We start from the raw sequence: 10784 nt of genomic DNA, 5'->3' as shown, positions 1-10784 counted from the left end.
GCCCCCCATGTCTCAGGTACGTTCTGTTACCTAAGTCTCCGGGCTGGACACGGCGGGGATGGCGGAGACGGAGGGATTCGAACCCTCGATAGGCCTTTACAAGCCTATAACGGTTTAGCAAACCGCCGCCTTCAGCCACTCGGCCACGTCTCCGGTAGCGCCGATATGCACGACGCGCGGGCGAGCCGCAAGCGGCAGATTGAGGGGACACCGGACTGTGCGCCCGCGTTGGCGACCCAAGGCCTGATTACGCTGTGGATAACATCTGACGTTTAACACGCGCCTCGATCGGGACAGTGCTGATCTTGAAAGTAGGCTTTCGCAGTAATTCTAGTTATTTCAAATAGTTATGGCGCGATCGGCTTGCCAGGGGATAGGGCTGGCTGTCACGGCTGGCCTTACGGAACTGAACCTTAACATTACCGGTGTCGAGAAATAACGCGGAACGGCCTCTTGAAAGCCCCTTGGGTTCCCTGTTCCCGCAATCTTGTCTCGGCGTCGTGCTCACAAACGGCGCTCCGAACCAGCAACGCAATCAGGCGGCTTACGACCCCAAAGCGGACCTGACGCGTCGGTGCAGTCCGTCGGGCGACTAAGCAGGAACGTATGTCAGCCTGACCGTGTCCTCGCCAACGAGATCGGTGGAAACAAGGCGGAGCGGCGGTCGGGGACCGGCGAAGAATGGCTTGCCGCGACCAAGCACGATGGGGTGGAAGTAGAGTCGATACTCATCGATAAGACCAAGGTCGGTTAGGCTTTGTGCTAGGTCCGGGCCGGAAACTGTAATCTCTCCAACAAGCCGAGCCTTCAGGCCACGTATCACCGCCTCGATGTTATCCTCGACAAGTGTGGCGTTGGGGCCGACTGAGTTCAACGAGCGCGACACGACCCACTTCGGTTGGCGCCGCCACGCCGCCGCGAACACGTGATGCTCCGCATTCCACTCAGGACGGTCTTCGTCCCAATAACGCATAACCTCGTACATGCGGCGACCGTACACACTGCCGGTCAGGTCGCGCACGTGCTCTATCCAGTGACGAAAGAGTGCGGGACTTGGCGCAAATTCCTGGTGATCGACATAACCGTCCAAGGACTGGTTCATTCCGAAGACGATCTTTGCCATGCTACCAAATCTCCATCCCAAGATCTTCACGATAGTATGAACAGAGTGATGCAGAAAGTGGAGTTGACCGCAAACTGCGTGCCGCGTTGTCGATGCCGGTAAGATATGTGATCGGACAGAGCGGCAACATCCTGTATGCAGAAATCAATCCTGATTACACCCGCCGACCCGAGCCGGAAGAACTGTTGCCCGCGCTCAAGAAGGCGGCGAACGTCTCCGCCCGGCAGGCGCTTGCTGATCTGCTGAGCTCTTCGCAATCATGAACATATCTCGTGCCGCCGGCTCGGCAGCACGAGTATCCTTTACTTGCGATACTGCGCCGGAGGCCGCGGGTTGTTCGCCGGATTGGTGTCGTGCTTGGAAAGTCGCGTGATCAGCTTGCCGCCGACAAGGGGTTGCAAGTCCGATTCCAGCGCGTCAGCGAGCGGCTTGGCATAGACTTCATTACCGTCAACATAGAGCGTGAACGACTTGACGTATTTCGCCTGCTTTTCGGGATCCTCGATCGTCGCTTTGGTCCATGCGTAAAGCGGATAGTTTTCGGTACCCCGCTTCTCAGCTTCGGCCACATAGTCGGCGAAGGCATCGAACTGACACTTCATCGTCGCATGATGTCTGGCGAGGATGTCCGCCAGCGGCTTGATTGCCGGATTGTCGGGATCGCGCCGCGCCACTCCGGCAAGCTCGTCGCCGAGATAGATCCGCACCTGGAATTCCCATTGCTTACTCATCGTTGGCTTCCCCGAGGCCGTCACGAGCTCGCCTCGTCGGCTATCTAAACAGATGTACGCTACGGACCATCGGCCAAGCTCCCGACCAATCGCCCTTGATGCGACGCCGTCCTCTCGCGGTCCAGACAAAAGTGGTTGAATACCTTCGCAGAAATCGCCAAGCGGGATGCATCTCCGCAAACACCGGTCAGCCGATCCGCATCGAAAGCTCGACGTCCCCACCGAATGGCGTGGACATGTAACCGTTCGCGGGCGAGCGAACATGCGCCAGGTAGTCGGGGCTGTAGTCAGCGTTGTCGGCGACGATGAAGGCGCCCGGCCGGAGGCGGCGCTCCACCAGGCTCAGTATCTCGGAATAGAGCGCCTTGGCGCCGTCGAGCAGCAGCAGGTCGATCGTTTCGGGGAGATCGACGCTCAGCGTCTGCAAGGCATCTCCTTCTCGGATCTCCACGAGGTCGATGAGACCGCCGGCGGTCAGATTGTCGCGGGCCCGTGCGACCTTGGACGGCTCGAACTCGCTGGTGATCAGGCGGCCACCGCCATTGTCGCGCAGGGCTGCGGCAAGGTGCAGTGTCGAGATGCCGAACGAGGTCCCGAACTCGACGATCGTCCGCGCGCCGCCGCCTCGCGCCAGCATGTAGAGCAGCGAACCAGTCTCTCGCGAGACCGCGAGCGGAAGATCTTTCAGGCGGCCGTAGAAGTCGCGGTAATCGGTCTTGCTTCGCATCAGACGCGAATGCTCCTCGCTGGAGAGATCGGCCACTGCGGGGCTCGCCGCGGGCGAAGCCGCATCGGCCTCCTCGAACAAGCGATCCAGCAAGGGAGCAAGCGGGGTGGTGGTCAGAGTGGTCATGCAGGTCTCCGGTCTCGGATGAGCGCGGTCTTGCGCTGAAACCAGAAATACGACTAATTCGTCGCATTTCCTATTCGCGTTCCCAGGCCACTCCATGACCGATCGGCGAAGTACCGGGATTTCCTCCCGAAAACAGCCCAAACAGGCGCGCTCAGCGGAGCTCGTCGCCGCGATTTTGGATGCTGCTGTTCAGGTTTTGGCGAAGGAAGGCGCGCAGCGCTTCACCACGGCGCGCGTGGCCGAGAAGGCCGGAGTGAGTATCGGATCGCTGTATCAGTATTTCCCGAACAAGGCGGCGATCCTCTTCCGGCTGCAGAGCGATGAATGGCGGCAGACGAGCGACCTGCTGCGCGGAATCCTCGAGGACAACCAGCGACCGCCGCTCGAACGGCTACGCACCCTGGTCCACGCCTTCGTGCGCTCGGAGTGTGATGAAGCCGCGATGCGTGTGGCGCTCAATGACGCCGCCCCTCTCTATCGCGATGCGCCCGAAGCGCAGCAAGCGATGGCGTCGGGCGAGCGCATTGTCCAGGTCTTCATGCAGGAGGCGCTGCCCGAGGCATCAGAAGCAACTCGCGCGTTGGCTGGCGACCTGATCACGACGACGCTGACCGAGGTGGGCAAGCAGTTCTCGGAGACCCCTCGCTCGCCCACAGAGATCGAAGCCTATGGCGACGCCATGGCCGATATGTTCTGCGCGTACCTTAAAGATCTCGGGCACTGCTGAGATCGGCGGCAGAGCCGATCGCAACGGACCGATCAGCGCCGCGGCCAAGGATGATCGCGGCGACGAGCTCCGCCGGCTTAGTGCGCCGTCATCCAGGCGCGGGCTTCGCGCTGCGCCGCGGCGATCTCGGCTTCCGTCATCTGCTCGGCGATCTCGCGCCGCATCACCATGGCATCCGTACGGCCCTTCAGGGCGGCAAGGTTGAACCACTTGTGCGCCGCGACCAGGTTGACCACGCCGGAACGGCCGCTCGCCCAGTAGAGACCACGCTCGAACAGCACGTCCGAGATCGCGGTCGCGTCCACCGGAATGGCCGTCTCCAGATTGATATGTCCCTGAAACATTCTCGTAGCTCCCCTTTTTTGTTGTTGGCCGCTCTCCCCCGAGCGCGGCCCCCGTCCACATCTAACGCCTTACTTCCCCAACGCCGTTTGCCGGCTTGTTGAGGGAGATCATGACGGGCAAATTTAAAAAGCAGTTTAAGTATCGCGATGAACGGGGTGTAAACGCGGGGGGCGCGGCGAGTTCCCGAAATCCGAGAAGTGCCTGCAGCACAATGGTTTATGCGCAATGGTGAAGTCTGGTTTACCCTGGCGGTTGGCGGAACGATAACCATCGCGCGCAAACGCCAACTGGACGCGGCAGCACCGCCGCCCGCCATACGGCAGCGGAAGCCAACCGGTCGTCATGTGGGAGAGATCAGGCAATAAAAAAGCCGGCACCAAACGGCCGGCTATTGGAACGAGGGCGTCGGCGAACACGTCAGGATCAGATCTCACGATGGGCCTTGGGCCCTGTGAAATTGCGGAGCCGAATAGAGGTCCGCACCGAACGAAGAAACCTGTTTCTTCTGCCGGATCGACTTCGAAGGGCAAGCCCTTCTTATAAGGCGATCCAGCCGTTTGACCTGATGTCTCGCCGACACCCTCTTTCGTCAACCGGATCCGCCTGAGTGGATTGCTCCAAGGAAGCAGATCGTCCGAAGGTCCGGGTGACGGGCCGGCGTCAATCCGCCGGCATCCTCTCTCGGGCGAGAGTTACTTCTTCTTCTTCGCGACCTTCTTGGTCTTCTTCGCAGTCTTCTTCACTGCGCTCTTCGCCTTCTTCGCCTTCTTAGCTTTCTTCGCCATGTTGCCCTCCAATATCGTGAGATGGCTATACTTCGCTGCGTGCACTCGGGAATCGAGATGCACTGCATCCCGAATACACCAACACATCGAAAAAAACAGCGTCCAGCTTAAGGAAGTGTTGATGTTACGAGGCGCGAGAAGTATGCGCGCGCCAAGCGCAAGCGCGACGTTGCGCTGACGCGGTGATGCAGGAAATGCAGAGTCGATCGACATCGACACTCATCGCGAATGCAGAAAGTGCCTGTGCCACAGGCATTTCTTGAATTCTCGTTTCTTCGCGCATGATGCGACGGAGATGTCGGCGCAACTCACGAGGCCTGCCGAGAAGGCGTTGCGCAGGCGTTGAGACGCCAATTCCGGCTACAAAAAAAATTTCGTGGGTAAGCCGTATCGGCGGCATCTCCGCCCGCCGAAACGGCCTTTTCGGACGAATCTCGGCCGACCGATTCGGTGGAGGGACGATCCCGACGCGGTGATTGAAGGCGTGAGAAGCGAGCCGCGGACGCCTTCGCGCATCGCACAGAGCGCCTGCTGCGATGCCGTTCGCGTCCGCGAGCGATGCGTTCAGAGGCCGAGCTTCGACTTCAGGAGATCGTTCACAGCCTGCGGGTTGGCCTTGCCGCCAGACGACTTCATCACCTGTCCGACGAACCAGCCGATCATCTGCGGCTTCGCTTTCGCCTGCGCCACCTTGTCCGGATTGGCGGCGACGATGTCGTCGACCACCTTCTCGATCGCGCCGAGGTCAGTGACCTGCTTCATGCCGCGCGCTTCGACGAGCGCACGGGGATCGCCGCCTTCCTGCCAGACGATCTCGAACAGGTCCTTGGCGATCTTGCCGGAAATCGTCCCCTCGCCGATCAGGTCGATGATCGCGGCAAGCTGCTCGGAGGAGACGGGCGAGCCCGTAATATCCCGGCCTTCCTTGTTGAGGCGCCCGAACAGTTCGTTGATCACCCAGTTGGCCGCGAGCTTGCCGTCGCGCGCACGGTCGGCGAGGCGGGCAAGCACCGTCTCATAGAACTCCGCGCTCTCGCGCTCGGCGACCAGCACGCCGGCGTCATAGGGCGACAGCGCGAAGTCGGAGATGAAGCGCGCCTTTTTCTGATCGGGCAGCTCGGGCAGCTCGGTCTTCAGCTCGTCGACGAACGCCTGGCTGAACTCCAGCGGCAACAGGTCGGGATCGGGAAAATAACGATAGTCGTGCGCCTCTTCCTTGGAGCGCATCGAGCGCGTTTCGCCCTTGCCCGGATCGAATAGCCGCGTCTCCTGGTCGATGCTGCCGCCGTCCTCGAGGATCTCGATCTGGCGCCGCGCCTCATACTCGATCGCCTGGCCGATGAAGTTGATCGAGTTCATGTTCTTGATCTCGCAGCGGGTGCCGAGCGGGCCGCCCGGCTTGCGCACGGAGACGTTGACGTCGGCGCGCAAGCTTCCCTTCTCCATGTCGCCGTCGCAGGTGCCGAGATAGCGCAGGATCGAGCGCAGCTTGGCGACGTAAGCCTTGGCCTGCTCGGCATCTCGGATGTCGGGCTTGGAGACGATCTCCATCAGCGCGACGCCGGAGCGATTGAGGTCGACATAGGACATCGTCGGCGACTGGTCGTGCAGCGACTTGCCGGCGTCCTGCTCCAGATGCAGCCGCTCGATGCCGACGGTGACGCTGCGGCCGCCTTCGAGCTCGACCAGCACCTCGCCCTCGCCCACGATCGGCGACTTGTACTGGCTGATCTGGTAGCCCTGCGGCAGGTCGGGATAGAAATAATTCTTGCGGTCGAACACCGAGCGCAGGTTGATCCTGGCATTCAGCCCGAGCCCGGTGCGCACTGCCTGCCGCACGCATTCCCCGTTGATCACGGGCAGCATGCCCGGCATCGCCGCGTCCACCAGCGAGACATGGCTGTTCGGCTCGCCGCCGAACGCGGTCGAGGCGCCCGAGAACAGCTTTGAATTGGAGACGACCTGGGCATGGATCTCCATGCCGATCACCATCTCCCAGTCGCCGGTCGCGCCCTTGATGAGCTTGTGTGATGTGACAGGTGCGTTCATTGGTCTCGGTTTCCGGACAATTGATATCTGGGACGGCTTTGGGCTTCGCGCAACGGACCGCGGCAGTCAAGCCGGAGAGCATGATCCGGAAAAGATCATGCTCAAACAAAGGGATTCGGGTGGTCAAAGCCCGCGTCGAAACGCCTGGTAGGACTTGCTCAGGCGGAGTGCGTCGGCCCCGCCCGCGATCAAGAGGTCGACCTGTTCCGGCGGCAGCGCGAACCGCGTCGGGATCGCGTTCAGGATGCCGGCGCGCTCTTCGCCCAACTGATCGAAGCCGAGCCGCTCGACATAGATGTGGACGTCACCGCATTGCCAGTTGCCGCCGACGCCAAGGCGGGCGCGATCGGCCGCCGACAGTCCGCACCGCCACCGCTTCAGCTTGCCCGACCATTCGGTGGCAAGCCCCGAGAATGCCGCGTAGCTCGAGCGCACGCTGGCATCGATGGCGGTGTCGGCCGCCGCCGCAACCAGCTCCGCCCCGCTCGGGCCTTCGAGGCGCTGCGCGAAATCGCCGGATATGCCGCGCCCGGCATCGACCACCATGAACAGGATCCGCTGGAGCTTCACCGCCTGCCGCTCCGTCAACGGCTGGTACGGCCGCTCCGCTGCCAACAGCCCGATGGTGAGACCGGACAGGCCAAAATTGTCGACGAGCCCGCCGTCCAGCAGCTTCACGTAGCGCATGGAGCCGTCGCGGTAGCGCGCATTGGCCTCGGCGAACGAGCGCAGCAATGGCTGCGCGTTCGGGTCGCGCCGCACGCGTTCGAGCCAGGCCGGCAGCGGCTTCGAGCAGCCGCCGGGATAGGTCTCCAACACGATCGGCGCGAACGCGAGCGGCACCGCGGCCGATGCGGCAACCGCTTCGGACACACGGTAGGAGCGGATGTCGCTGCACAGTGCGTCAAAGGAGGTCTTTCCGAACACGAACGGCGTGCGGTTATAGATGTCGGAGGCGTTGATCCAGACCTTTGGCCGCCGGTCCTCGCGCAGCGCATCGAACCGCGCGCCGTCGAACAGGTTCTGGTCCAGCCACTCGGTGAGCTGGCTGTTGTTGACGCCACCGGCGAGCGCACGGCCGATATTGCCGAGCGAGACATTGGTCCTCAGCCCCTCCTCCGCATTCCGCAACAGGAAGCGTTCGCGGAAATCGTCGAGCGCGGCGCGCTTCTTCAGACCGAAATAGGCGGCGGTGATCGAGCCGCCGGACACGCCGGAGACGAAGTCGACACGATCGAGCAGGGTCTTCGCTTGGTTAGAACCGCCGTGAGAGCGATCGAGCTCCTTGAGCACGCCGAACGAGAAGGCCGCCGCGCGCGTGCCGCCGCCCGAGAAGGACAGCGCGACCAGCACGTCGTCGTCATAGCTTGGGATGTCGCGCCCGAGATTGCTGTCGGCGAGCGCATTGGCAAGCGGCACGTTGCTCGGCAGGTTGTAGACGGTTGCGCATCCGGCAAGCGCCACCGCAAAACTGGCCGCCAGTATCGTCGACAGCCACGCCCCTATGCCCGATCTACGCACAAACACCCTCTTGCCGCACCCCCGCCACGCTTCCCTATCGCGGGCAATCTGGGCGCCCGCATGGCGCGCAAAGACAGGGCCAATGTCCATCCGGGCGAATTGAATTGCGGTCAAGTAAAGAAACCGCGTCAAAATGAACCACGAAAGCCTTCACAACTTGGAGAGGTTAGAGCGTTTTCGAGCGAAGTGGACACCGGTTCGCATAGCAATCAAGTTTACGCAGATTGCGTAGACTTATCTGCGCAGAAAACGCGTCAAACAACAATCTAGAGCAGCGCGGTGACGATCCGCTCCCATTCGGCATCCAGCCCATCCTTGGCTACCGGCTGGCCCGCCTGACGGTACCAGTAACCGGCGTTGCCGAGATCACCCTCGACGCGATGCAGATAGGCGTGCACCCAGGCGGCCTCGGCGGTGCTTTCGTCCTGCACGATGCGGTGCGCCTGGTCCCAATTGCCTTTCGCCGCCCACCACAGCGCCGCCAGCGGCGGCGACAGCGAAGGCTGCGGCGCGGCATCGTTGAGGCTGGCGCGGAAATCCGCCATCTCACCACCACCTCGGCGGCGTGAAGCGTCCGGCCGCCTGCTCGATCACTTCGCCGAGCGAGAACAGCGTCTCTTCATCGAAGGCACGCCCGATCAGTTGCAGCCCGAGCGGCAAGCCCTGCGCATCCTTGCCGGCGGGGACCGCAATGCCGGGCAGCCCGGCCATGTTCACGGTCACCGTGAAGATGTCGTTGAGATACATCTCGACCGGATCGGCGCCGCCCTTCTCGCCGACGCCGAACGCCGCCGACGGCGTTGCCGGCGTCAGGATCGCGTTCACGCCCTTGGCGAAGCAGTCCTCGAAATCCTTCTTGATCAGCGTGCGCACCTTCTGCGCGCGCAGGTAATAGGCGTCGTAATAGCCGGCCGAGAGCACATAGGTACCGATCATGACGCGGCGCCGCACCTCATCGCCAAACCCTTCGGCGCGGGTGCTTTCATACATCTCGCCGATGCTGCGGCCGGGCACGCGCAGGCCGTAGCGAACACCGTCGTAGCGCGCCAGGTTCGACGAGGCTTCCGCCGGCGCCACGATATAGTACGCCGGCAGTGCGTATTTGGTGTACGGCAGCGACACCTCGACCAGCTCGGCGCCGGCGGCCTTCAGCCATGCCGCACCGTCACTCCAGAGCTTCTCGATCTCCGCCGGCATGCCGTCGAGACGGTACTCCTTGGGGATACCGATCTTCATCCCCTTCACCGACTTGCCGATCGCAGCCTCGTAATCGGGCACGCCAATGTTGACCGAGGTGGTGTCCTTCGGATCATGCCCCGCCATCGAGCGCATCAGGATCGCGGAATCGCGCACCGTGCGCGCGATCGGGCCGGCTTGGTCGAGCGAGGACGCGAATGCGACGATGCCCCAGCGCGAGCAGCGGCCATAGGTCGGCTTCACCCCGACGGTCGCGGTGAACGCGGCCGGCTGGCGGATCGAGCCGCCGGTGTCGGTCGCGGTCGCGCCCATGCAGAGCAATGCGGCGACGGCGGACGCCGAGCCGCCGGAGGAGCCGCCCGGCACCAGATGCGTGTTGGAGCCCTCGCGCCGCCACGGATTGACCACCGGGCCGAAGCACGAGGTCTCGTTCGACGAGCCCATCGCGAACTCGTCATTGTTGAGCTTGCCGAGCAGGATCGCGCCGTCGCGCCAGAGCTGCGAGGTCACGGTCGATTCGTAAGGCGGCACGAAATTGCCGAGGATCTTCGAGCACGCCGTGGTGCGGATATCGCGCGTCGCGAACAGGTCCTTGATGCCGAGCGGGATGCCGGCGAGCGGACCGCCATCGCCCTTGCCGATCTGTTTGTCCGCGGCGTCAGCCATCTCGCGTGCACGATCCGGCGTCTCCAGCACATAGGCGTTGAGCACGCGCGCCGCTTCGATCGCGGCAAGATGCGCGTCGGTGAGCTCGCGTGCGGTGAAGGATTTGCTCGCCAAGCCCTCGCGGGCCTCGGCGATCGTCAGCGATGTCAAATCGGTCATCTATTTATTGATCGGGCTGCAGAAGAACGGAGACAGGGTCTTGTCGTCGGCGGGATCGTCTTTTTTGGCGCGCGCCTGGTCGGCGGCCTCAAGCTGATCCAGCACGGTTTGCATCACCGCATTCGGATCGGCGGCCTTGCCCTGCCGCTCCATCACGTCGAGATAGTTCATGTAGGCCTGATAGGCTTTTTCATCGTCGCAGAGCAGACACATCGGACTTCCCGCAAAACAACAGAGAGGAGCTTACTCGACGACCTTCGGCACCAGGAAGAAGTGATTCTCGGTGGCTGGCGCATTGCGGACGATATCATCCGCAATCTCGCCGTCATTGACCACGTCGGCACGCTTCTTCATCTCCATCGGAGTGACCGAGGTCATCGGTTCGACGCCCTCGACATTCACCTCCGAAAGCTGCTCGACGAAGGCGAGCATCGCGTTCAGCTCGCCCTGCAGATGGGGAACTTCAGCCTCGGAGACCGCGATCCGCGCAAGCTGCGCGATGCGGCGGACGGTCGTGGCGTCGACTGACATTATATATGGCCTTTGGGCAGCAACATCAGCCCGCCGTATAGCAGACGCCGGTTTTGCGCCGCAACCCGCAGGGAACGTAGCCGTCTCTCCAATGAGA

General features: G+C 62.5%; 12 protein-coding genes and 1 tRNA gene. 2 read left to right on the top strand and 11 right to left on the bottom strand.

The genetic code is table 11. The features are described from left to right. Positions 1–59: 59 nt before the first annotated feature. Both CWO89_RS15260 and CWO89_RS15255 read right to left on the bottom strand, forming a co-directional pair. Positions 60–153, bottom strand: a tRNA-Ser gene (locus tag CWO89_RS15260). A gap of 439 nt (positions 154–592) precedes the next feature. Then, on the bottom strand, positions 593–1123 hold the full coding sequence (locus CWO89_RS15255; RefSeq protein WP_130579614.1) for a dihydrofolate reductase family protein: 531 nt from the start codon (positions 1121–1123) through the stop codon (positions 593–595). Between the two features lie 107 nt (positions 1124–1230). On the opposite strand from CWO89_RS15255, the gene CWO89_RS45865 reads away from it, so the two are divergent. Further along, positions 1231–1386, top strand: coding sequence for a hypothetical protein (locus tag CWO89_RS45865; RefSeq protein WP_165421161.1), 156 nt, complete (start codon positions 1231–1233; stop codon positions 1384–1386). Positions 1387–1425: 39 nt separating this feature from the next. On the opposite strand, the gene CWO89_RS15250 is transcribed toward CWO89_RS45865, so the two are convergent. Both CWO89_RS15250 and CWO89_RS15245 read right to left on the bottom strand, forming a co-directional pair. Continuing rightward, positions 1426–1854, bottom strand: coding sequence for a hypothetical protein (locus CWO89_RS15250; protein ID WP_130579613.1), 429 nt, complete (start codon positions 1852–1854; stop codon positions 1426–1428). A gap of 187 nt (positions 1855–2041) precedes the next feature. Further along, entirely contained in the window at positions 2042–2707 is a 666-nt protein-coding gene (locus tag CWO89_RS15245; protein ID WP_130579612.1) for an O-methyltransferase, read from the bottom strand. 94 nt (positions 2708–2801) lie between these two features. On the opposite strand from CWO89_RS15245, the gene CWO89_RS15240 reads away from it, so the two are divergent. Next, on the top strand, positions 2802–3434 hold the full coding sequence (locus CWO89_RS15240) for a TetR/AcrR family transcriptional regulator (RefSeq protein ID WP_130579611.1): 633 nt from the start codon (positions 2802–2804) through the stop codon (positions 3432–3434). Between the two features lie 77 nt (positions 3435–3511). Here CWO89_RS15240 and CWO89_RS15235 read toward each other — a convergent pair whose 3' ends face one another. The 7 genes from CWO89_RS15235 to gatC form a co-directional block, all read right to left on the bottom strand. Then, positions 3512–3778 (bottom strand): hypothetical protein, encoded by a 267-nt coding sequence (locus tag CWO89_RS15235; RefSeq protein WP_130579610.1) that lies wholly within the window; start codon positions 3776–3778, stop codon positions 3512–3514. A 1350-nt stretch (positions 3779–5128) separates the two neighbouring features. After that, positions 5129–6613 carry an Asp-tRNA(Asn)/Glu-tRNA(Gln) amidotransferase subunit GatB gene (gene gatB / locus CWO89_RS15230; RefSeq protein WP_130579609.1) on the bottom strand — a complete coding sequence of 495 codons (1485 nt, stop codon included), beginning with the start codon at positions 6611–6613 and terminating at the stop codon, positions 5129–5131. A 123-nt stretch (positions 6614–6736) separates the two neighbouring features. After that, positions 6737–8134, bottom strand: coding sequence for a patatin-like phospholipase family protein (locus tag CWO89_RS15225; RefSeq protein ID WP_394569415.1), 1398 nt, complete (start codon positions 8132–8134; stop codon positions 6737–6739). Between the two features lie 266 nt (positions 8135–8400). After that, complete coding sequence (locus tag CWO89_RS15220; protein WP_130579608.1) at positions 8401–8679, bottom strand: hypothetical protein; 279 nt, start codon at positions 8677–8679, stop codon at positions 8401–8403. Between the two features lies 1 nt (position 8680). Then, entirely contained in the window at positions 8681–10156 is a 1476-nt protein-coding gene (gene gatA / locus CWO89_RS15215) for an Asp-tRNA(Asn)/Glu-tRNA(Gln) amidotransferase subunit GatA (protein WP_130579607.1), read from the bottom strand. After that, positions 10157–10369: a hypothetical protein gene (locus CWO89_RS15210; protein WP_130579606.1), complete on the bottom strand. Its 213-nt coding sequence runs from the start codon at positions 10367–10369 to the stop codon at positions 10157–10159. Positions 10370–10399: 30 nt separating this feature from the next. Beyond that, positions 10400–10687 carry an Asp-tRNA(Asn)/Glu-tRNA(Gln) amidotransferase subunit GatC gene (gatC, locus tag CWO89_RS15205; protein ID WP_028166675.1) on the bottom strand — a complete coding sequence of 96 codons (288 nt, stop codon included), beginning with the start codon at positions 10685–10687 and terminating at the stop codon, positions 10400–10402. Positions 10688–10784: the final 97 nt, after the last annotated feature.

The sequence above is a fragment of the Bradyrhizobium sp. Leo170 genome (genome assembly GCF_004296405.1).
Lineage (GTDB): Bacteria > Pseudomonadota > Alphaproteobacteria > Rhizobiales > Xanthobacteraceae > Bradyrhizobium.
This window is presented reverse-complemented; position numbering and strand designations above follow the sequence as displayed.